Source organism: Paenibacillus sp. Soil750, from assembly GCF_001428045.1.
Taxonomy (GTDB): Bacteria; Bacillota; Bacilli; order Paenibacillales; family NBRC-103111; genus Paenibacillus_E; species Paenibacillus_E allorhizoplanae.
The window spans coordinates 323,600-346,054 of sequence record NZ_LMSD01000012.1; the positions used below are offsets into that span (position 1 = coordinate 323,600).

General features: G+C 45.4%; 18 protein-coding genes. 3 read left to right on the forward strand and 15 right to left on the reverse strand.

The window, feature by feature from the left end:
* Positions 1-316: 316 nt before the first annotated feature.
* Complete coding sequence (locus ASL11_RS13855) at positions 317-3,463, reverse strand: glycoside hydrolase family 2 TIM barrel-domain containing protein (RefSeq protein ID WP_056614987.1); 3,147 nt, start codon at positions 3,461-3,463, stop codon at positions 317-319.
* Positions 3,464-3,595: 132 nt separating this feature from the next.
* Between ASL11_RS13855 and ASL11_RS13860 the strand changes: the two genes are divergently transcribed.
* Positions 3,596-4,432 (forward strand): AraC family transcriptional regulator, encoded by an 837-nt coding sequence (locus tag ASL11_RS13860; RefSeq protein WP_056614989.1) that lies wholly within the window; start codon positions 3,596-3,598, stop codon positions 4,430-4,432.
* Between the two features lie 218 nt (positions 4,433-4,650).
* On the opposite strand, the gene ASL11_RS13865 is transcribed toward ASL11_RS13860, so the two are convergent.
* From ASL11_RS13865 to ASL11_RS13890, 6 genes are all read right to left on the reverse strand, one after another.
* Entirely contained in the window at positions 4,651-4,944 is a 294-nt protein-coding gene (locus tag ASL11_RS13865) for a hypothetical protein (protein ID WP_056614992.1), read from the reverse strand.
* A 142-nt stretch (positions 4,945-5,086) separates the two neighbouring features.
* Positions 5,087-5,959 (reverse strand): sugar phosphate isomerase/epimerase family protein, encoded by an 873-nt coding sequence (locus ASL11_RS13870; protein ID WP_056614996.1) that lies wholly within the window; start codon positions 5,957-5,959, stop codon positions 5,087-5,089.
* Between the two features lie 32 nt (positions 5,960-5,991).
* A complete protein-coding gene (locus ASL11_RS13875) occupies positions 5,992-6,852 on the reverse strand; it encodes a sugar phosphate isomerase/epimerase family protein (protein ID WP_056614999.1) in 861 nt (286 codons plus the stop codon).
* Between the two features lie 32 nt (positions 6,853-6,884).
* The gene (locus tag ASL11_RS13880; protein WP_056615002.1) at positions 6,885-7,949 is read right to left on the reverse strand and encodes a Gfo/Idh/MocA family protein; all 1,065 of its coding nucleotides are present in this window, start codon (positions 7,947-7,949) and stop codon (positions 6,885-6,887) included.
* A gap of 131 nt (positions 7,950-8,080) precedes the next feature.
* On the reverse strand, positions 8,081-9,049 hold the full coding sequence (locus ASL11_RS13885) for a quinone oxidoreductase family protein (protein ID WP_056615008.1): 969 nt from the start codon (positions 9,047-9,049) through the stop codon (positions 8,081-8,083).
* A gap of 111 nt (positions 9,050-9,160) precedes the next feature.
* Positions 9,161-10,807 (reverse strand): putative bifunctional diguanylate cyclase/phosphodiesterase, encoded by a 1,647-nt coding sequence (locus ASL11_RS13890; RefSeq protein WP_063795567.1) that lies wholly within the window; start codon positions 10,805-10,807, stop codon positions 9,161-9,163.
* Between the two features lie 288 nt (positions 10,808-11,095).
* On the opposite strand from ASL11_RS13890, the gene ASL11_RS13895 reads away from it, so the two are divergent.
* Positions 11,096-11,860: a phytanoyl-CoA dioxygenase family protein gene (locus ASL11_RS13895; protein ID WP_056615009.1), complete on the forward strand. Its 765-nt coding sequence runs from the start codon at positions 11,096-11,098 to the stop codon at positions 11,858-11,860.
* 82 nt (positions 11,861-11,942) lie between these two features.
* Complete coding sequence (locus ASL11_RS13900) at positions 11,943-12,773, forward strand: helix-turn-helix domain-containing protein (protein WP_056615010.1); 831 nt, start codon at positions 11,943-11,945, stop codon at positions 12,771-12,773.
* Between the two features lie 269 nt (positions 12,774-13,042).
* Here the strand turns inward: ASL11_RS13900 and ASL11_RS13905 are convergent, their stop codons facing one another.
* The 8 genes from ASL11_RS13905 to rbsK form a co-directional block, all read right to left on the reverse strand.
* Complete coding sequence (locus tag ASL11_RS13905) at positions 13,043-14,866, reverse strand: heparinase II/III domain-containing protein (RefSeq protein WP_056615011.1); 1,824 nt, start codon at positions 14,864-14,866, stop codon at positions 13,043-13,045.
* A 172-nt stretch (positions 14,867-15,038) separates the two neighbouring features.
* The gene (locus ASL11_RS13910; RefSeq protein WP_056615022.1) at positions 15,039-15,671 is read right to left on the reverse strand and encodes an SGNH/GDSL hydrolase family protein; all 633 of its coding nucleotides are present in this window, start codon (positions 15,669-15,671) and stop codon (positions 15,039-15,041) included.
* A gap of 410 nt (positions 15,672-16,081) precedes the next feature.
* A complete protein-coding gene (locus ASL11_RS35830; protein ID WP_082595432.1) occupies positions 16,082-16,252 on the reverse strand; it encodes an aspartyl-phosphate phosphatase Spo0E family protein in 171 nt (56 codons plus the stop codon).
* 128 nt (positions 16,253-16,380) lie between these two features.
* Complete coding sequence (locus ASL11_RS13915; RefSeq protein ID WP_056615025.1) at positions 16,381-17,178, reverse strand: polysaccharide deacetylase family protein; 798 nt, start codon at positions 17,176-17,178, stop codon at positions 16,381-16,383.
* Positions 17,179-17,255: 77 nt separating this feature from the next.
* Positions 17,256-18,326, reverse strand: a complete 1,071-nt coding sequence (locus ASL11_RS13920) for a dihydrodipicolinate synthase family protein (RefSeq protein ID WP_056615027.1) — start codon at positions 18,324-18,326, stop codon at positions 17,256-17,258.
* A 2-nt stretch (positions 18,327-18,328) separates the two neighbouring features.
* On the reverse strand, positions 18,329-19,345 hold the full coding sequence (locus tag ASL11_RS13925; RefSeq protein ID WP_056615028.1) for an NAD-dependent epimerase/dehydratase family protein: 1,017 nt from the start codon (positions 19,343-19,345) through the stop codon (positions 18,329-18,331).
* Between the two features lie 589 nt (positions 19,346-19,934).
* Complete coding sequence (locus ASL11_RS13930) at positions 19,935-21,287, reverse strand: hypothetical protein (RefSeq protein ID WP_056615030.1); 1,353 nt, start codon at positions 21,285-21,287, stop codon at positions 19,935-19,937.
* A 219-nt stretch (positions 21,288-21,506) separates the two neighbouring features.
* Entirely contained in the window at positions 21,507-22,406 is a 900-nt protein-coding gene (rbsK, locus tag ASL11_RS13935) for a ribokinase (RefSeq protein ID WP_082595433.1), read from the reverse strand.
* Positions 22,407-22,455 lie beyond the last annotated feature (49 nt).

Here is a 22,455-nt window from a genome sequence, read left to right on the forward strand (position 1 = left end):
TATCTCACTCCACAAGTGCTGATTTCTCGTGAGATAGTCGATTTTTTCGACTATCTCAGTCCTACAGCCGCTGATTTCTCGCGAGATAGTCGATTTTTTCGACTATCTCACTCCACATGTGCTGATTTCTCGCGAGATAGTCGATTTTTTCGACTATCTCTCTCCTACTGGCACAAATTCGCCCCTCACTTCACGCCTCAGTCCCAATAAACAAGGGATCTGCTTCTCTTACACCAAACCCATAACAAGCTAATCCTTATTTTCCCAAAAAAGCCGTTCCAGGGATAACCACCCTTGGAACGGCTTTTCTCAACAACTAAATACCTTGGAAAGTGAACGCATACGCATACGTTCGGTTCGCGAATAACGTAAACTCGGGATGTGTTCTAGCTCCCCAGCTATCGTCTCCGCCAACACCCATCTGCTTGTAATTCACACGGACCACAACTTTATCACTCGCAGGTAGTTTATAAGGGTGATCGTGCGCCTCCAACTCGGATGGTGAGTACGGCAATGCGTTAAGCTCAACTGTTGGCAATCCCGCGATACGCAGTCCGCGCCCAGCCGAATTCGTTAGGGTCGCCCAGCGAACATCGGTCTTATTGCCGCATTCCTGTGGACGCAAGTATGGAACAAATTGCTCTGCGACAGTTCCATTATGAAGCGCAAGCTTTGCGCCTACGTTACGATCCCAGTGATTCTCGTGCGGCCCGCGGCCGTACCATGTTAAATTCTCGAACGCAGCATCTAGTTCGAACATGACACCAACTTCAGGGATTTCTGGCAATTTGTCACCCGGTGTTAATTGCATGCCAACTTCAACTTCCCCGCTTGCCGACACAGTGTAAACAAGCTGAACTTCAGAAGCAGGCGTTGTCTCCAATTCATAGCGTACACGAACCTCAGCACGTCCTGCATCCAATGATTTTGCGTTCAGTGAAAGGAGTTTACGCCCGCTGCCCGCTTTTTGCCATGGTGCACAACGAATGTGGTGCTGATTCCCACGATCGTTATCCGTATAAGCACGCCAGAAGTTAGGTACTGGACCTGTTTGGAATAACTCAACTCCGTCAAACAAATAGGAAGTGATATCGCCAGTTACAGCGTCAACTTGGAGTACAAAACGCTCCCCTTGCAAGCTGATACGATCTGCTGTAGACACGACTTGAACAGCAGTCTCCGTAGAGAGCGCAGCCGCGGATTCTTTTTCCACTTCCCAGTTGCGTACTTGGGATGCTGCATTCACTGCTGGAAGAATAAATTGCTCCCATGCAATTTCATGTCCCTTAGCTCCCCATAACGTATCGTCACGCAATACCAAACTCAGTGATAACACGAATTCATCGTTCGGGAAAAGACGCTCAACACCGTCAAGCTTCAGCTCAATCACAATCGTTTCACCTGGCGCAACCGCATAGGATCCAGTGAACTGTTGGCTTTCTACAACACCATTGCGTGCAATCGTCCAAGTCCAATCATATTCATTCAAGTTTGTGAACAAGAATTGATTGGTTACCTTGATTTGTCCCTTCGCCGCATCTATCGCTTCGAACTTCACATTCTGATAACACTTCTTCACTTCGTGCAGTTTCGGTGACACCGAACGATCAGCGAAGATCAAGCCATTGCCACAGAAGTTGCCATCATTCGGCGAGTCGCCAAAATCGCCGCCATAGGCATGATACGAGATGCCATCTGGCGTCGTCGTACGAATCGATTGATCGATCCAATCCCAGATGAATCCACCTTGCAGAACTGGATATTGATCGAACAGCTCCCAATATTTAAACAAATTGCCGCAAGAGTTCCCCATTGCATGGCTGTATTCGCAAAGAATAAATGGCTTTTTCGGATTGTTTTTGGCGTATTCTTCGATCTTTTCAATTTTGGAATACATTTGACTTTCCATGTCCGACGCTCTTTCCGACTCACGCCACCAGAACACGCCTTCATAGTGAACAACCCGAGAAGGATCGGCTTCACGAAGGAAATCATGCATTTTGAAGAAATTATCTCCACCAAAGGACTCATTCCCCAGCGACCAAATGACAATCGACGCATGATTTTTGTCTCTCTGCATCATGGAGTTGGCACGATCAAGCACGGCCCCCGTCCACTCAGGACGACTTCCTGGCACCGTTTCACCTAATTCGAATTGCGGATAGCTCCAAGAGCCGTGGGTCTCCAAATTCGTTTCATCAATGACATACAAACCATATTGATCACAAAGCTCATACCATAGCGGATTATTCGGGTAATGTGAGGTCCGCACAGCGTTGATATTATATTGTTTCATGAGCAAAATATCGGCAAGCATACTTTCCGCATCAACGGAACGTCCGCGATCACGGTCAAATTCATGGCGATTCACACCTTTAAACACAATGAGTTCGCCGTTGATTTTCATCAAACCATCTTCAATCTCAAACTTGCGGAAACCAACTTTACAGCTTTCTGTCTCGAGGAGTGTCCCCTCTTCATTCCATAAACGAAGAACGAGCGTGTATAGATATGGATTCTCAGCACTCCATTTGGCAGGTCGATCCAAATGAGTCGACAATTCAACGGCTTGTTTCGCAGTACCACTCGTTTGAATACCTACACGAAGCGGCTCTTCCCATAGAGCTTGCTGCTCACCATCGTAAAGCATCGCTTCCACATGATGTACGCCTTGGCTCTTCACATCATAGTTGGTGATCGTCGCTTGAATGTGCAGTTCAGCATCCTCGCAAGCTGCGTCCAGATTCGTATTTACTTTGAAATCAGCAATATGTGCTATTGGTGTCGTGTACAGATATACATCACGGAAAATCCCGCTCAAACGCCAGAAATCCTGATCTTCTAACCAGCTTGCATCGCTCCAACGATACACTTCTACCGCGAGCTTGTTCTCACCATCGATCAAATAAGGCGTGATATCAAAATCCGCTGGTGTAAACGAATCCTGGCTAAAGCCAACCAAATCACCATTCACCCATACATAGAAGGCCGACTCCACACCTTGAAAGCTCAGATACACTGGCTGCCCGTTCCATCCCTCTGAAATCGAAAAGTTGCGCACATAAGAACCAACCGGATTATACTTTACCGGGGCAAATGGAGGCTTAAGATCCTCATGTCCGACCCATGGATAGATAATATTTGTGTACTGCGGGAAATCAAAGCCTTGGAGTTGCCAATGTGACGGCACGGGCATATCCACCCAATTGTTGGTGTCAAAGTCCGTTTTGTAGAAATCCTGTGGACGTCCTTCTGCATTTTCGGCAAAATGGAATTTCCAGGTACCATTTAAATTTTGATAAAATTGCGATGCTTCACGTACGCCAGCCAGCGCTTCTGCTTCCGTATGATAAGGCATGAGGGTCGCGTGTGCTTCCAAGCGATTCAATTGATATATTTGCGGATTATTATTCCATTCGGGGTAACCGTTTTCAGGAGCTGTGTATACAAATTTATTCGCCATGGATGATATTCCTCACTTTACGTTATTGGATAACAATTTTAGCTTACCACCTTATTGTACAAGACAATTATTTCTTTTAAAATATAAGAAACAACGCATGAGATATTAAAAAATGAAAGAGATGGTTGTTCCATGGCGATTGATTATAGAAAGTTTTTTGTCATTACTGAAACCGACCGCAAGCTCCCTCTTATTCTCGAGACGATCGGATATGAGCGCGAGCAGCAATTCTATGAACGCGAAGAAGGTTACCCTTGTTTTCATTGGCTGCAAACGATCTCCGGCAGTGGCGAAATTATTCTAGACAGCGGCCCCGTCAAGCTGGGTGAACGGCAAGGCATGCTGCTTGCTGGCGGTGTGCCACATGCCTATCAAGTCCCAGATACACCTTGGTCGACTTGGTATTTAACCTTCGATGGTGCATTAGCTGCCTCTATTGTGCACGCATTGGAAATCCCGCTTACTACCCCAATTAGCTGGGGGATCGATACACCATTAGCTAGTATTCATGAGTATTACTACCATAAATATCGCGATAGTCACGACTTTACGGGCACTAACGGATCTTTGGAAATCTATCAATTCCTAACGCTGCTGAAGAAGCACGGCATTATCAACAAAAGCGCCTCCTTCTCGCAAAGTCATGAGCGGCTTCTGCCGCTGCTCCTTGAGCTAGAGCATAGCTTCGGCGCTGCTCATGTCGGACTTAGCTGGATGGCGACTCAGCTCGGTGTCTCTGCCCAGCATGTGAATACGTTATTTCGCCGCGCATTCGGACTCTCTCCGTACCAATACCTGCTCCAGCTGCGCTTGCAGAAGTCCAAAGAAATGCTGATCGCGCAGCCTGATCTGACCGTGAAGCAAATCGCAGAGGCCACAGGCTTTCTCGATGCATCGCATTTCATATCAACCTTCCGCAAAGCCGTTGGGCAAACGCCGGATGTATTCAGGCATCCTTATTTGAAGTAAGGCGAAATAACTTGTCTAGGTGTAGTCACTTCCCACCACCACTACACCAAATAGCTGGAAAACCTCCATCTGGTGGAGTTGCTGGAGTTATGGGGCTGGTGGAGTTAGAGAGTTAGTGAGGTTATACAGAGAACGTAGTGTTATTAAGATCGTACGAATCTTCCATCTCAAACAAAAAAACCGCCTCAGCGGTTTTAGAAATCAATGGCTTATGAAAATTAATGATTAGGAACGAATTCACTATGCGCTTCGAGTAGCTTTTGGACGAAATTCTCAAAGTCTAGTAAATTCGACGAAAATTTGAAATCGGTTACACCCGTGTTGAAATCAATAACAGTTAGAGCAATGCGATTAAGGGGGTACTCAGGAATGGGTTCAGAGGCAAGTGAAATATTTTTGAAAGGGTAGATGGATGTTTCACCATAGAAACGAAGCACTGTTAAATGATCATCTCGTAACTCCAACGAAATCTGCTGTTCCGAATCCGTGAAACTCTTCAATGTACTCATCATAAATCAATCCTCCTCTTGTCCTTTAATTTTACTCTTATTCTGGAAGATTAAGAAGCCCATTTTGTAAATATTTATTGATAATCCTAGCGTCGATAGAAGTTACTAGATGCAAAAAACCTCGCCAACGGCGAGGTTCCCATGCCTATTTATACTTTTGAATAAAAGCTATTGCGCTTGCAATATCTTTCTCTGGCTGAGCACCAACTTCACGCTCGATTGTCAGGTAGCCCTTGTAGCCAATTTCTTGCAACGCCTGGAAGTAACGTCCGAAATCTACATGACCTTCGCCTAATGCCAACTCGCGGTACGTATCTCCGGATGTCGCAGCCTCAGCGATGTTCTCATGTGTCATCGGCTTATAGCCTAGTGAACCATATACTTCACGCGGATCAGCTTGACGAAGTCGAATACCGTCCTTCACATGCGTATGAACGATATAATCCTTCAACGTGTAAACACCTTGAACCGGATCATCACCCGTTACCATCACCATATTTGCTGGGTCAAAGTTAACCGAGACACCTTTGGTAGATAGGTTATCTAGGAAGCTCTTCAAATGTGCCGACGTTTCCGGTCCTGTTTCTACTGCAAAATAGGCGCCTAAGCTGCTCGCATATACACCCAGCTCTTCACACGCTTGCAGCATCGTTTGATAGATAGGATCGTTCCGATCCTCGGGTACAACACCGATATGTGTTGTCACAACGTTCGAACCGAGTTCAACAGCAAGATCAAGAATGCGCTTGGATTTCTCAATTTTCGCGGCATTCACAGACTGATCTTGGAAACCATGTCCACCTAGATCGCCGCAAAGGGCTGATATTTGAAGATCCAATGACGCGATGTAGTCACGTAACTCCTTACGTGCTCCCGGCGTTAGGTTCGCAGGATCCATCTCTCCAGAAACCGCATAAATTTGGACGCCATCTGCTCCTAATTCTTTCGATTTCTTTAATCCGTCTCGTAGTCCAAGACGCAAACTATCTACCATAATACCGATTGGATTGATTATCATGAATTCAAACACTCCTTATCGCGAGCTTAGCGTTAGTTTATTTCGTCCCAAATTCTACGGATATTTTGTAATCCGATCAATGTGCCTCGCTTACACTCTTCCATCCCCTCAAATTCCAGGGAGATGTAACCATCGTAACCTGAGCTTTTGACTACACGCAGAATTTCAGGAATATTCAAATCACCTTGAGCCACAATCGCTCCGCGCAAATAGGTGCCGTAGGAAGACTTGAACCAGCCTTCTCCTGGATTCTGATTGGAGGGACGAATGTAGAAATCCTTCACATGGACAATAGAAGCATAAGGAAGATTATTCGTCACAGCGGCAACGGAATCCTCGTCCACACAAACAAAATTACCTACATCCAATGTTGTCCGGAAATTCGCACGATCAACAGCATGAATCAGGGCTTGAACACGTTCACTATGCTGCACGAAGAAACCGTGATTCTCAACGCTGGTCACAATTCCAAATTGGTTCGCATAGTCAGCAATTTGACGACACGCTTCTGCTAAGCGATCCAAATTGGCGTTGAAATTACGGATCGAGAGATCCTCACTTCGAGCAACATCATGCCGCATTTTGGTAACACCTAATCTGGCAGCAAGATCAACCTCACCCTTCACACGCTCGATTTCCTGCTGATACTCTTCTTCAGTCTCAGTAAGGAAATTTGCGCCGATGGCATAATTGGAAATATCAATACCTCGAGCCTGAGCTTTCTCACGAATCGCATCCGCAAGCGTAAAGTTACCCGGTAAATCATACCCCAATGGTACAATCTCGACATGTTCACCTCCCTGATCCGCAATCCAATCGATGACGTCCATAATCGACATTTCGCCAGACTTTAATGCCTGATACAGGCTATATGTGCTAACACCTAACTTCATATGTGCTCCTCCTATGCTCCGATTCGTTCGGACTATAATCTGATTTCTTGACCCTTCGCTGCAGATTCATAAATACCGCATAGGATTTTCATTATTTCAAGACCATCCTCAACCGGACTAATCGGTGTTTCGCCAGTTTGGCAGCAAGATACGAAATGATTGATTTCATTTTGAAAAGCGCTGTTGATATCGATCGATTTGTTATTGATTTGAGGCGTCACATTCGTAATCGTATCCAAAATCTCCGTTACGAATACGATTTCAGGCTCAAGCTCAACACCGCCTTTGTCACCATACAATTTGACAGCGATTTCATCCTTCTTAGCATGCAAAGTGAAACTTACATCCACCATGAGGGAAGCCCCATTTTCAAAACGAATCAACACATTGGCCAAATCCTCAACCGTATTGCGCTCCGCATCATAATCTGCTGCTTTATAGAAAGATAAGTTCTTTACATTCTTCCGATTGCCCAACTTGTTATACGTATGCCCACTTACCGCAACAGGTTTCGGCTTGCCCATCAAGTACCAACACACATCAATCACGTGTACGCCAATATCGATCAGCGGTCCGCCACCGGAGCGCTCAACATCCGAGAACCAACCGCCTGGATTCCCTAATCGACGTAGGCAAGAAGCTTTGGCATAATAGATCTCACCTAATTGACCATTATCTATAAAATGCTTCACAAGCTGAGCATTCGTATCATATCTTCTGACAAATCCAACTTGTAGAATCTTCCCTGTTTCACGAACTGCGTCTTGAATTCGTTGCGCTTCTTCTACTGTTTTACATAGCGGCTTCTCAACCAAAACATGCTTGCCAGCATGAAGAGCAGCAATACTGATCTCAGCGTGTGTATTGTTCCATGTACAAATACTGACCGCATCAATCTCCGGATTCGCCAAAAGCTCATTATAATCGGTATAAATGTTCGCAATGTCATATTTCTCCGCTTTCGCGGCTGCTCGTTCACGATTAAGGTCACAGACAGCAACAATGACAGCATCCTCGGATTTCGTATATGAAGCAAAGTGCAAATCTGAAATTGAACCTGCACCGATAACACCAATTCTCAATTTGTTTATGCTCATTGCACATTCCAGCCTCCTTTAAATAACTACTACTTAAAGTTAACATGCTTTGGACATAGCGAGAATACCTAAGATAAGCAGCTCCATGGACTATATGTTCAAAATCGCCCGGAAGAATCATCGCTGTTCGCTTATGGGATTAGCAAAATTTTGCCTACACTCTGTCTACTCTCCAGTAATCTATGAGCTTCAGCGCCATCCTTCAGGGAGAACGTTGTCAGCGTATCCATGTTCAGATTCCCCTCACGAAGTGCTCCAAACAAATCATGAGCCCGCTTAATCCTATTATCCAAGCTAGTCACGTGGTTCCACAGGTCACCGCCGGTTAATGTTTTGGATGTATCCATCAGCGTTCTTGGATCCACAGGCGCTGGGTCGCCGCCAGCCATGCCATAGAAAACAACAGTGCCCTTGATTCGGACTGCAGCAAAGCTATCCATTAAGGTGGCGCCTACCGAATCATAAGCTACTTGTACACCGTTCTTTTCATATGACCACTGTAACACTTCTTGAACCCAGTCCGCGGAATAGAGGATGACCTCATCGGCTCCAGCGTCTAGTGCGACTTGCTTTTTAACTTCGGAAGATGTGAGCCCCATCACCCTAGCACCTTTACTTTTGCACAATTGGATCAAAAGTTGACCCACACCGCCTGCCGCGGCATGGATCAGAACTTCATCTCCAGCCTGGACAGGGTAGCTGTCGTTCACCAAGTAATGCGCTGTCATACCTTGCAGAAGCAGGCCGGCCGCATGTTCAAACGAGATGTCCACTGGCAGCGGAATCGCCCGATCGGCAGGAACGGCGACTAGCTCCGCATTAGCAAAGGGCACGTCGGCAAAAGCGATCCGATCACCGATTTGAATATGATGGATGTGTTTGGGCACGCTTTCGACGATCCCAGCCCCTTCATACCCGAGAATATACGGCGGCTTCCCAGCCAAATGATAATTCCCTTTGCGACGATAGACGTCCGCAAAATTAAGACCTATCGCTTTCGTCCTTACCAGAATTTGATCCCTATCTAGGATAGGGTCTGAAATCTCTTTATATTGGAGAACTTCGGGACCCCCGAATTGTTCGAATATTAATGCTTTCATAAGTAAGTGACCTCCCACGCTTAATTAACCGTTGTTATTTTAACATACCCGATTGCAGATCCAAAAAAAAGTGCCTCCAACCGCTCTTCAGCGAATGGAGACACTTGGATATTAACGAGTTATAAAAGCATAGTGTGCAGGCAGTTCCGTATACGGCACGGGTTTATTGATGTAATAGCCTTGAATACCCCAGCACTGCATGTCGGCTAGCATATGGAAATGATCACACGTTTCAATGCCTTCTGCAACAACGAGTAAATTCAATGCTTTCGCCATGGCAAGAATAGCCGCGATCAATGGTACATTGCCATCTGCGATGAAAATGCGGTCGATCTTCAGCTTGTCAATCGGCAGCTGCGTTAGCATACTTAGCGATGAATAACCCGTTCCGAAGTCATCCAATGCGATGGTAAAGCCTGCATTTCGCAACTTACCCAGAATGAGTTGTACTTCTTGCAGCGAATGCAATGTCGTACTTTCTGTAATTTCAAGTTCCATGGCGGTTGGGTTTACACCCTCTTCTTGCAAAATTTGCAAGACCTGATCCACAAAATTCAATTCATTGAGTTGGATGCGTGAGATATTGACTGATATTTTGAATAGGGGACCGTAAATATCCTTCAACTGAAGCCAATCCTTGCAGGCTTGACGAATAACCCAATAGCCGATAGGCACGATAAGCCCTGTTTTCTCCGCAACTGGAATAAAATCCGCCGGCTGTATGTACCCTACCTTCTCGCAATGCCATCTTAAAAGCGCTTCCGCACCAATCGCCCTGGCTGATGCTGGATTATAAATAAGTTGATAGTGCAACTGAAGTTCGTCCTTATCCATTGCTTGTGAAAGACCTAACTCATGAATGAAATTTTCGACATGATCGTATTTAGAAGAGGCTTCGTACAAATGATAGCGTTTGCGACCTGTTCCTTTCGCTGTATACAAAGCAATATCAGCTTGCTTTAGCAGATCTTGAATCGTTTCATCATGCTTTCGCTCCGCAATTCCGATACTCACACTCACTTTCACTGCATGTTCATCAACGCGAAAAGGCTCATGGAAAAGTCCGCTCAATTGCTCCGCTGTCACTTCAATATGAGTAGAAGGTACGGAATCCACGACTACAAATTCATCACCGCCTAAGCGAATAAGTGAATAGCGGCTATCTCCAAATACTTCTATCAACCGACAAGCGACTTCAACAAGCACCGAGTCTCCTGCCTGATGGCCGAAGGTATCATTAATATTTTTGAAATTGTCCAAGTCCATTAAATAAATCGTTGGCGGCTCCACCACATGCTCAAGTAAATATCTACGATTGAACAGGTTAGAGAGATCATCTTGATAGGCATAATTGTACAGAATATTCTCATGCTGTTTGCGCTCTGTAATATCACGTGTCACTGAAAAAATAAAACTAGCATTCCCATGTTCGTCCAAAATAGGTGTTAAAATGCTCTCGCCGCTTAGATTCCCGTTAGGTAATATAACGCCATCCTCGTATCGAATCGGCCGACGTTCATCGACTACTCTGGCATATTTATTATATAAGTAATTTGCCATTTGGCTCGAATTCGATTCAAAAAAAGTAGTTCCCATTTGATCCATCGTGATTCCACTAAATTTCGTCGCGGCATTGTTAACGTAATAATACGTGATCTCCGCACCTGTCACTTTCATAATGTAAATAGAGTCTTCAATATCATCCAGCATCATTTGCAGTAAATTCAAATCCAATGTTGTCGTTGCAGGAATTGTCATCCGTTGGACTCCTTTATCCGAATAACCTAAGCTTTGTGCCCACTATGGGCCGATTGTACTATCTATTCGACATTAATCTTTCTTATCCTTCCTAAGTAATTCTACAATCACCATTCTAGCCATAAAGCGATATGAATAATTAACACCAAAGTAGCATAGACCGCTACCACCAAAACAATCGTTTTGTGCTAATCATAATCGTTTTACCTCCTTATTCGAAAGTACCGAGAAGCTTACAATTACCTTAAGCAAGTAATAAAAAGCTAGTAAATACGGGAGGTTGCACACATGATAACAAAAGGAAATCCATTCTCACTCGCTCAATATGTCAACGAAGGCTATAGTGGGCCAATGCAGGGACTTTCGCTTGAAGAATCTGATATGTACTATAACCGATTCTTTGAGGTCATCGAACAGAATAAATTTGAACCTGGCCCTACCAAAATGAACCTGTCAGCCTGGCATCAGCGGCATCATTGGGCCTATACGCTAGCTACGCATCCAAGCATCGTTAACGCGATGAAGCAGATTCTTGGAGATGACTTGGTGTTGTGGGCCATGCATTTCTGGTACAAAGAGCCTAATAATGATAAGTTCATCCCGTGGCACCAAGATATCAATTATTGGCCGATGGAGCCGGCGATCAATGCGACCGCTTGGGTCAGTTTAGGGTGGTCAATTCGTGAAAATGGTTGTCTTCGCGTGATTCCTGGCACACACAAATCAATCGTCGAGCATGTTTCAACGGGAACAGATCAAAGTGCTTTCGAGCAAGGATTGCCAGCGGAGTCGATCGATGAATCATTAGCCATAGATCTTGAGATGTCTCCGGGTCAGATTGCCTTCTTCAATGAAGCTACCTTCCATGGTTCTGAAAATAACAAATCGAATATACCGCGTGTAGCCTTCTCAGTTCGCTATACAACACCAGAGGTCAAGTTCAAAATCGACGAGTGGGGCGGCGACACCTCGCGCATTCGTACCTTCCTCGTGAACGGCGAGGATCGGTTGAACCGAAACGAAGATATTAAGGGCGTCGTGCCTCAGGATTAGAGAGGAAATCGTTGCCACCTCTGCATCCAAGCATGATAGAATAATAGGAACAGACAAGATCCGTGGTGCGGAGGGATGCGCATTGAATTCTTTTCAAATGATGATCGAGGCGTTGGAGATTCGATTTCTGCATATTACACAGTATCAACTTGATTATCGTTGGCAGGCCAAAGAGCGCAAACTACGTCACTGTGTGATGTGGTTTGTGCATAAGGGAAGCTTCCAGCTTGCAATTGATCAAGCTTCCATGCGGTGCAATGAAGGCCAGATCATCATTTTGCCAGCCCATAGCACGATTAGTTTTCATGCCATTTCGGATGAATTATTGCTAACAAGCATTAACTTCGATGCCGAAATCTCCTTAGTTAGCAATCGCAGCTGGGTGCAGCTTCTGAATCTTCCGAATTTATTTGAGGATAAGGCCAGCAAGATTGAGCGTATTGTCCACGAAATGCTTATACCTGAGAATGATGAAACAGCTTATGTTCATCTTCTGCAGCAGTCATCATTGCTTCGAATTTTGTATGAGCTTCTGCGTACAGAAAATGTGGCGGATTCCAGCTCCAGTTACTCACACTTGGACAAGCGCATCCATACCATCATCCATTTTCTTCATGCACATCCGCAACAGATGCCTGAAATCAAGGAGTTAGCTGAGCTTGTTCAGCTGAGTGATTCTCATTTGCGCAAATTGTTTATCAAACAAACCGGACAGGCGCCGCTCCATTTCGTGCACAGCATCAAAATTGAACAAGCCAAAAAGCTCCTCGCGACTAGCGTGAAGCCCATTTCTCAAATTTCTTATGAGCTTGGCATCGAGAATGCGAACTATTTCTCTCGCATGTTCAAAATCAAAACCAGCTTAACTCCGTTGCAATATCGGCAGCAATTTGGGCTATGGTTGAACGATTAGAATGGGCTTTCGGAACGTAAATTGTGGATTGTGGAGGGATAGATGGAAAAATGACAGTTAATTCCGTCGAATTCTCCTGATTTATAGAAATAACTGGAAAATCTACAGCTAATTCGAGATGATCTCTGCATTTGCAGCTGAAACCCGAAATATAGCTGTAGGTTTTCCAGTTAAATGTCATTCTCTACTAAAAACGGATAAAACAGCTGTATGTTTTACAGCTATTTCCGCAAAGAAGCCGCCCCAAGGCAGCTTAGGCAGAAGCTGGTCTACGCAAGCTCCAACGTAACCCCTATACTCACCTGCTCTCCCACCTCAGCCGCAGATAGATCAATTAAGTAGACAAGCTCTGTCCCGCCCTCGTGATTCTGATGTTCCACGGATTGAATCGAAGCCTTCAGCACTTTTGCATCATATCGAATCAATTGCTGTTGCTTACCCAAACCAAGCTCCAACCGAATTTCACCTTCCTGCACGATTACTGGCTTGTGCTGTGTAACGAAACGTTCCGTTACAGAAGCGCCTGACTCACGGAACTCAAAAGAATCCAAGATCGTCAGCTTGCCTTGCAATTTATCAAACTCGAAGTTTCGCTCAAGCTTCTCAAGTAGTGGCACGTCATAGGCTTGACTGAGCTCAAGCTTGAACTTGTCACTCGCATCCGTACATTCCGCAGCTAGTACCTGTGCACGATGCTGGAAACCCGCTTCCTGGTGTTTACCATTGATGATTGGCACGCTATGACCCGCCGAACTGTTACAAAGGATCGAGTATCGCTCCTCACCAAAATATTGTTTGGTGTATAGGCCAGCTCCCAAATCTTCCAACCATCTGACCCCATCCACGATCCATAGGAAGTGTCCGATGTCATTGTGATTATGGGGCTCATCATTATGCCCACCTTTGGCTGCAAAGCTAACGAGCTTGTTGCCCACCTTCGCCCGGCTCACCATCCATTGTGCTTCTGGCAAGAAATCCGTTTGCAACGGCATTTCTTCACGTTCACGAAGCAAAGCTTCATTCAACCACACCACGTTCCGTACGGCACTAGCGAAGCGACCACAATGGTCAATCGTCACTGGCTGATTGTCCAATGTTGGAATCCGAATCTCGGCAAACTGCTCGCACAAGCGACTGAAGATGCCAATTTGAATGCCATTGTTCCGTGAGCAGTCAGAGAAATTAGCAATATGGTTACCCTGCAGGAAACAGGTTTGTGGGAATTGAGCAACTCTGCGAGCTTTGGCACTCGATTGGAGAATGTCCACTTTGCCGCCTGTACGCTGCTTCAGAAGTTCACTAAAGTAGACGTAATAGCCGAAGCCATAATACCAGTAACCCAAGCCTTCCAAGCAGGCCCCTTCTTCTGAAAACCCCTCAAGAAAGCAATCCATCGATGCGAGGACTCGCGCAATGACAGGCATCAGCGTTTTCGAATCCTGAATGAGGTAAATGGCCGTCATACCGATATTCCCCGCACAAACAGCGGACCAATTGATATCGCACGTTTCCCACCAATAAGCTCTCTTGAGTGTCACGTATGGCTCGAGAACCCGCGCCATAATCTCGCGTTGCACCCTTCTTACCACAAGACCATTTAACTGAGCTTGGAACAAATGGCAAGTCTCACTCAACGCATGGGCCGTTTCTGAGGCAAATAAATCAATATGTTTATATTCTTCTCCCTCTACGGCAGCATCATGATTCATCAGATGAGCAGGTAGACACCACGTATATTCATCACAAATTGCCCAAATTGTATCTTCTAAAGCCGGCAGATAAGGTTCAACGCCATCCTTCAGCGCCGCTACGACCAAAGCCGCTAACCGTCGACGACGATCGAAATAGAGTGCTTCGAATTCGATGCGCGTTCCCTTTGAACGATACAAATCCCACTCTCTAAAGGGTAATGCTGCAATCGGCTTGCTCTCGAACTCCTTGACCAATGGTGAAATCTCGTTATAGACAGTAGTAAGTAATGGACTGTCCGTATTCCTTATTGGTATTGTAGCTACCTGTAAAGCTTCGTGAAATAAACGGCCATGATCGCTTTCAGCTTCTAGCAACGCATCTAATAGATATCGACTATTCATCGTTCTACCTCCCTATGCACTTACGATTTCGTTTACCTTTCAATATAACCACAAACGATTGCAGCGGACTAGCTATTATCTTTACCTCTATACATCAAAAATTGACCTATTCGCAGCTAAGAAAAAAAGCCTCACGCAACAAGCGGAAGCTTTGTTCACCCAACCATATTAATTACTCTGCTGCCCCGACAGCCTTCAGCCATGCATTAGCAATTAATGCATGTCCAGCTGGTGATGGATGTACGCCATCCGGTGCCCAGAAAGCGCTGTCAGCTTGTGTCGACGCTTGTGCAAATAATCCATCTAAACATAATAAACGAGCACCGAATTCTCTTGCTAATTCACGCACAGCGGTAATCTTCGGATCCAAATCTTCTCTCCATAGCTTACGATCTTCTGGTACAGGTAGTACAAAAGGCTCGATAAGAAGCAACTTCGCTCCTGTGCTAGCGGTTTGATCCAAGAGTTGACGGTATCCCTCTTTAAAAGCCTCCGTTGAAGTCCCGTCATTGCGATCATATCTGCGCCATGTATCATTGATACCGATATAAATCGAAACGAGATTAGGTTTCAAGTCCAAACAATCTTCTTGCCACCGTCCCTGAAGATCAGGCACACGATTGCCAGAAATCCCGCGGTTTAAGAATTTAACTTGTTTCTCTGGATATTTCGCTGAAAATTGAGCAGCTGTCATAAGTGCGTAGCCTTTGCCTAAATCATTGCCATTCTCACGAATGCGCCCTGCATCCGTAATACTATCCCCTTGAAATAGTACGATATCTCCTTGCTCTAACCATACTGCCATTCGAACGAATCCTCCTTTGATTTACCACTTCTGCTTCTATTATCATTGATATAATTTCCTCACAAATTATACCATGTCCGAGGGAACGAGTGTACAACCAATATCAACGAAAGATGTGATGCATTTTACGTACATGAGTTTAAATAATGACAAAATTCGGACAAAAATATACGTATTACGAAAATAAACGACCCATGCTTTTGTTATCTATGTCGAAGGCTTAGTTGATCTGGAAATATTAAATAAAGAGGTCCTCACACCATTAATTAATGAACCTGCAAAAAATCGCAATCCCCATCATTTTCCCAATCCATTTGGTTGTTATCCCACTTCTCCCTTTGGGGAATTTCTGCACTTAGAAACAAAAAAACCGAGATGCACACTCGTAAGTGTACACTCGGTCAACCTAATCATGCGATGGTTCGGAGAAAAAGAAATTGATAATAGGTATTCAAAAGTTCATCCAGCTCGATAGAAAGTTCCAATACCGTTTCAGACAATAGGCCGTATGTTTGACTAGCAAGATTCAGTTCATTGCGTAATGCCTCAATCTTCTCTTCCAACTCATAACGATGTCCCATATTGATCCCTCCGATTTCGAAATTCCTATTGTGGATAACTCACACGTTTTGTTACCTTTATCATAATTGAATATTGTTAAGAAACTATTAGCAAATTACACGAATTTACGAAATTTTACAGGAAAATGTTAAATTTTGATGATTTGACCCCCTGGAACTTCAACAATTTCTCCTTCAGCACTAAGCCAAACTGTTATGGCCGAAGGATTGTGAATGATGTGGCAATTGGCAGAGAAACGCAAGTTTTCAAGCGCTTTCATATAGGCCACAATTTCGGCATTGGTTGCAAACCAAATGTCGGATCTCCCCTTTACTTTCTCGCCAAATTGCTCAAGGATCTCCCAGTTGTTGTCGTTCTCAAACTCATAACTGTGTCCCCACACATAGAATAGCGCCATGCGTGAAAATCTTTGTTCTAACTGTACGAAAGAATCCGCAAGCTCGAGCATGTTCTTATGATGACAAGATGGGTGCCATTGCAAGAAATCTTTGGGCATTTGAAAACCGCCATGGCTAGCAACTGTCCGCGCATACTCAATACCTAATGTAGGAAGCGCCTGAATGACTTGATCAGAGTAAGACCCAAAGGGGTAGCTCATACCACGTACAGGATAGCCAACTAACGATTCTAACGCTTCGCGATCTTGTGAAATTTCACGAACAATTTGATCCATCGGCGATTGCTCCAAAAAAGGATGATCGATGGTATGCGCAGATACCTCATGTCCTTTAAATAAGGATGCGATTTCGGATGCCTCAATATAGCCTTCTTTCCCCAAGAAACTACTGTTCAAATGAAAGGTGCCTTTGATCCCATACTCATTCAATATACGCACGAGTCTGCGATCATGTACCCTCCCATCATCGTAACTTAACGTTAAAGCTTTGGTGACACCTTGTGGAAACCGATCAAATCGAATACGCACAGAAATCCCTCCCAGAATATGACTATTACATTCTTTCAATGTAACAGATTCTGCTCTAGTGGGCTATCATTTCCTTCCTACTCGGCTAACCAATCTGAGAGATTCGCTTTCACAAAAGCATCATCATTCAAATGTGGATAGTCCTTGTACATGCGGTCGATTTCTTCCGTTTGTCCTGGGGACAATTCTTCATGCGGATTCAAACACCATGTTCCCTTCATCAAGCCTTGTCGACGGAGCACTTCATGAATACCTGGAATACATCCAGCAAAACCATTGGCGGGGTCGAAGAATGCTGCGTTTGTCTCCGTTACTTCGATATTACGGGTAAGCCATTCCGATGCGAGGGTAGGGTTCATTCTTATTCCCTTGATTTCGTCTAACAGCTCAACTGCTTTCTGCGTCCATACTGCCCAATGTCCAAGTAAACCGCCTACTATTCTTTTCTCTATGTTCTTACCCTCAACTTGGAAATTATAAACAGTTAATAGATCAGTAATAATGTTATCATCATTTCCTGTGTAAAGGGCAATCTCATCGCGGCGCTCCGAGTAGCATACAGCACGCACGACATCAATCGTTTGATAGCGATTGAAGGGGGCCATTTTGATCGCGATAATGCCTGGAATGTTCGCGAATTGCTTCCAAAAATCAAAACTGTATACCTTACCTCCAACAGATGGCTGAAGATAGAAGCCGATGACAGGCATCTTCTCAGCAATACGAGCTGTACGTTCCAAGATTTGTGCTTCTGTCCAGCCGGTCAAGCCTCCCATGGATAATAAGGCAGCATCATAGCCCAGCGATATTGCGATATCTGTCTCTTGCTCCGCTTGTTCGGTAGGTCCACAGATGCCTGCAACCTTAATAAATGGTCGAGTAAGTCCTGCACGATCCACTTCTTCAGCAGCCATTCGAAGCACTTTTTCGTACAAATTATATTTCGGATCACGAATTTCAAACTGTGTGGAATGTACACCAACTGCAATACCACCTGATCCCGAAGCCATATAGTAACGTGTCAATGCCCGTTGACTTTGCTCATCGAGTAGACGATCTGCGGTTAAAGCAAGCGGATGTGCAGGAATGACAAGCCCATCATGCAACGCTATGCGTTGCTCATTACTTAATTCCCTACGTTGCGTCATAGTTAGAATTTCCCCTCTCGCTCTTGAAAATGAGTAGGTTTATTAATCATACTGCCCCCATGCTCGATCCACTCCGCAACCCAATCCAGCATCTGGAGAAGTGATACACGCGGGTATCCAAATAGCTGCATACTCTTCGCCGCGTTACTAAGCAACGCTGTTTCCGACTCTTGACCTTTGAAGATTGGTTCAATCCCAAGCCTTTGCCCCAGTTGCTGTGCCGCATATTTCACGGATACGGTTTCTGGTCCCGTCACATTCAAGAAATTAGCTGGACTCTGTGTCGCCAACAAGGAGCGAATCGCAATTTCATTTGCATCCCCTTGCCAAATACAATTGAAATGCCCCATGGAAAGATCGATGGCGCGCCCTTCTTTCAAGGACTTCGCAATTTCCAATAGAACGCCATAACGCAAATCAATGGCGTAATTCAAACGATAGATTAAGACAGGCGTTCCATTCTTGTGACTATAATGCTCGAACATCCGCTCGCGTCCCAGACAGGACTGTCCGTATTCCCCAATTGGAGCTGGACTAATGGCTTCATGAGCCCCGCCATACGCAACCGGTGTGAACGGATATACATTCCCTGTTGAGAATACGACGATACGGGACTTGCTATATTTCTCAGCTACACGACCTGGCAGGTAGGCATTCATCACCCAAGTGAAATGCTCTTTACCCGTAGTCCCAAACTTCGTGCCAGCCATGTAAATCACATTAGGAACGTCTGGCAATGCCTGAAGAGCTTCATCATTTAACAAGTCGCAGGCAATTGTTTCTACCCCAAAGGAATGTAGTTCTTCCTGCAAGCCACTTTCGGAGAATCTCGAAACACCATACACCTTTTTATCAACACCTGCTGCCCGAATGGCATTCATCGCTAACCTAGCTAGACTCGGTCCCATTTTCCCACCGACACCAAGCAGCATAATATCTCCCTCTAATTCCTGCATAAACTGTATTAAAGCAGGTGAAGGTGTTGACATGACTTTATCCAAATCTTCTAATGTTCTCATTCGCGCAATCTCCTCACATCATGATCTATATTTAAGCTCCCTGACTGTAGTATACGGACTCTCAAACATAAAAGACAAATCTTTATATTGTCTTTAAATAATCATAACTTCTTTCCACATTCTTCGTTTAACGAAATAACATCCGATTTTGCTGGTGTTCGGGAGCTCGGCGTGCAGGACGATCGGGAGGTAGTTGGTGGCGTTTGTAGGTTTGGAGCAGCATGAGCTGTGAAATATTCCATTAACTGTAAAATATACAGCAAATTATTCGTAATTTCCTTGGAAACTCAATTTAACTGTAAAACATGCAGCTAAAACTGTCTCTTTTTGTTCCGATCGGCTATAAAACTCAAAATTAACTGTATGTTTTCCAGCTATTCTGCGTTTTAACGGGAAATTCCAAAATTTAATTGGAAGAAATCCATCTAATCGCCTGGTGCTCATGTCACACTTCATTGCGCCATTATTAGATAAGGGGTAAGACTCGCTTGCCCCAAGACCTCTAATAACTACAATCTTACATGTCTAAAAAGAAAGAAACCGCTCCATGTGGCTGAAGCCAGCGCTGGAACGGTTTATCTTCTTGAGCTTAGACTCTGCTGGGATCAGCGGCCAAATTTTCCAAAAAGTGAAGTCGGAACGTTTGTTTCGGTCTTCCTTTCGGCACCTTCACATAGCCAACACTCGTAATCAAGTTGTGATCCATCCATTGCAGCAGGAGCCGATGCGTACTTCTGACAGTTACCCCAAGGATACTCGCTAACTCATGCACTTCGTAATCCAGCTTGCTTGTCCGTGCTACAGTCGTCATAAGACGACTCAAATACGTCGATGTCATCCCGGCATCTTCTGCACTCTTCAGTAACTCAGGATCTGTCATCGACAAATCCCTGCTGAGTGGGTCAGCCATCTCCAGAGGGCCAATTAATGTCTTATCTTCCCGCACAATAAAGCAGGTATTGCCTCCCGCTTCTTTGCATCTGCGCAGCGCCAGGCGAGCATGCGTACCCGCTTCATTCGCACTGCGACCGAAGCCGATCCCCATACTAAGAGAGAGACCCAGTGATTTCCAAACTTCCCGCGCGAGTGGAACCGATTTATAGCCAACCGTCTCGCGTTCGAAAATCCCCCGTGTCGTAAAAAACAAATACTCATCAGCGCCCAGATGTGTTAAATAACCATCTAACGACTCTACATAGTCGATCAGTTTTCTGTGCACTTCTAGCTTGAAGCGTTGAATATCATGCTCTGTACTTTGTTGCTGCAGTTTTTTGCCGAATTCATCTACATTGATCATGCCAACTAGGATCTGCGCTTCTTTGCTGCGCCGTGTTTCCGTTGAGAGGAGCGCACGTTCCAGGGCCACCGTTATGTTCTGATCGGTCGGTGTAATCCACTCACACGGAATCCCCTGCTTGTTAAGCGCGTCAGCGACCTGAATATCTGTGGTAAGCGCCGCTTTCGTTGCTCCCCTAAGGAAAGCCTCCTCATGGAATTGCGTCATCGTCTCCACTTGAGGGTACGGTACGCCATCATAGATCAGGAAGCTCGATGGGGTTTCACCGATTTCTTTGACATGTCTACTTAACGTTGAGGATGTAAAAGAATCAATGCTAAAAATCGCATCCACCGCATGAAGCTGCGGTTTACTGCGCAGCCGATATAACGCACTAAACAGCCCGGTGTCAGTCAACGGGATCATATGCACAGGCAAATGGGTAAGAACGTTCTCTTTGACTCGTCGATAGAGTGTCGGGCCTGTAACTAGCAGCACTTCCACTTCTAACAGCAGTTGCTCGGCAATCTCTGACGCCGTTTCTGCCGTACATGCGCGTGCGATAGGCTCGAAGGATGGGAAGGACGTCGCAATCACACTCAATACTTTATTCACAAGAGCCTCTGGCCCTAATATCCCAATGGCAATTCGATTCGGAATATCCATGTGTGACGGCTCCTTTGCATCATCAATATGATCAAGTATACCCCTGTTCATGAATAAAAGACAAATCGTTATTGTGTCTTTAAATCGGAATATTGGCATATGTATGAGCTCTCCGTGCGGAATTCTCCCCCGGTAGCTAATAGTCCGAAATTCGGAGAAATCGGACTAATGCAAAAAGCCCGGCCGTGAGAATCACCGGCCGAGCTTCATATATGGCGTCTAGCTTAATTCCGCAAGCAGCGGCATCCCCGCCTGTGCACCAAAGCGCGTCACCGACAATGAGGCCGCCTTAACAGCAATCGTCGCTGCTTCAAGCACTTCCTCACCTCGAGCTAATGCGACAGTGAAAGCTGCATTACACGCATCCCCTGCACCCGTCGTATCCACAACTTGGACGCGAGGTGCTGGAATCGTGGTTAGGCTACCCGCTACCAGCATAGCTACGCCCTTCTCACCTCGTGTGAGCAACAACCGAGGTCCCGTCATTTCCCATTGCTGCATGCCCCCCTGCAGCTCGCTCTCATTAGCATAAGTAGCTCCGCTGAGCAGTTCAAATTCCGTTTCATTCGGTGTGATGAAGTCAACGAGCTGCAGCAACTCAGCAGGCAGTTTAACCGCTGGTGCCGGATTGAGCACGGTGCGAACGCCTGCTTCACGTGCAATCTCTAGCGCTGCCTGCACAGCAGGCAGCGGAATCTCGAGCTGCACCAGCAAAGCATCCGCTTCTTGAATGAGCTGAGCATGCTGATGTACTTGCTCGGGCGTTACTTTGCCGTTTGCTCCTGACACAATGACGATGCAATTGTCATTGAAAGTATGTAAGATGGTTGCCGTACCTGTGGAACAATCATCCCTGCGAACAATGGCCTCTGTGTGAATGCCATGAGCGGTCATTTGGGCTAGCAACACATCCCCGAAATTATCTTGGCCCACCGCGCCGATCATGGCAACTTGTGCTCCGAGTTTCGCACATCCGACAGCTTGATTAGCCCCCTTGCCTCCAGGGATGGTATGCAGTTCATCTCCCTGCAAAGTTTCGCCAATCTTAGGCATACGGCTCATGGACACGACTAAATCCATATTCAGGCTGCCTACAACAGCTATGCGTACTGACTTCATACAGGTTAGACTCCTTTTTCTTTCAAATTGTATATGAAGGGTGAATACA

Coding starts and splice junctions, on each gene's coding strand:
- ASL11_RS13855 (WP_056614987.1), bottom strand. CDS start 3,463: ATGGCGAATAAATTTGTATACACAGCTCCTGAAAACGGTTACCCCGAA.
- ASL11_RS13860 (WP_056614989.1), top strand. CDS start 3,596: ATGGCGATTGATTATAGAAAGTTTTTTGTCATTACTGAAACCGACCGC.
- ASL11_RS13865 (WP_056614992.1), bottom strand. CDS start 4,944: ATGATGAGTACATTGAAGAGTTTCACGGATTCGGAACAGCAGATTTCG.
- ASL11_RS13870 (WP_056614996.1), bottom strand. CDS start 5,959: ATGATAATCAATCCAATCGGTATTATGGTAGATAGTTTGCGTCTTGGA.
- ASL11_RS13875 (WP_056614999.1), bottom strand. CDS start 6,852: ATGAAGTTAGGTGTTAGCACATATAGCCTGTATCAGGCATTAAAGTCT.
- ASL11_RS13880 (WP_056615002.1), bottom strand. CDS start 7,949: ATGAGCATAAACAAATTGAGAATTGGTGTTATCGGTGCAGGTTCAATT.
- ASL11_RS13885 (WP_056615008.1), bottom strand. CDS start 9,049: ATGAAAGCATTAATATTCGAACAATTCGGGGGTCCCGAAGTTCTCCAA.
- ASL11_RS13890 (WP_063795567.1), bottom strand. CDS start 10,807: ATGACAATTCCTGCAACGACAACATTGGATTTGAATTTACTGCAAATG.
- ASL11_RS13895 (WP_056615009.1), top strand. CDS start 11,096: ATGATAACAAAAGGAAATCCATTCTCACTCGCTCAATATGTCAACGAA.
- ASL11_RS13905 (WP_056615011.1), bottom strand. CDS start 14,866: ATGAATAGTCGATATCTATTAGATGCGTTGCTAGAAGCTGAAAGCGAT.
- ASL11_RS13910 (WP_056615022.1), bottom strand. CDS start 15,671: ATGGCAGTATGGTTAGAGCAAGGAGATATCGTACTATTTCAAGGGGAT.
- ASL11_RS35830 (WP_082595432.1), bottom strand. CDS start 16,252: ATGGGACATCGTTATGAGTTGGAAGAGAAGATTGAGGCATTACGCAAT.
- ASL11_RS13920 (WP_056615027.1), bottom strand. CDS start 18,326: ATGACGCAACGTAGGGAATTAAGTAATGAGCAACGCATAGCGTTGCAT.
- ASL11_RS13925 (WP_056615028.1), bottom strand. CDS start 19,345: ATGAGAACATTAGAAGATTTGGATAAAGTCATGTCAACACCTTCACCT.
- ASL11_RS13930 (WP_056615030.1), bottom strand. CDS start 21,287: ATGGATATTCCGAATCGAATTGCCATTGGGATATTAGGGCCAGAGGCT.
- rbsK (WP_082595433.1), bottom strand. CDS start 22,406: ATGAAGTCAGTACGCATAGCTGTTGTAGGCAGCCTGAATATGGATTTA.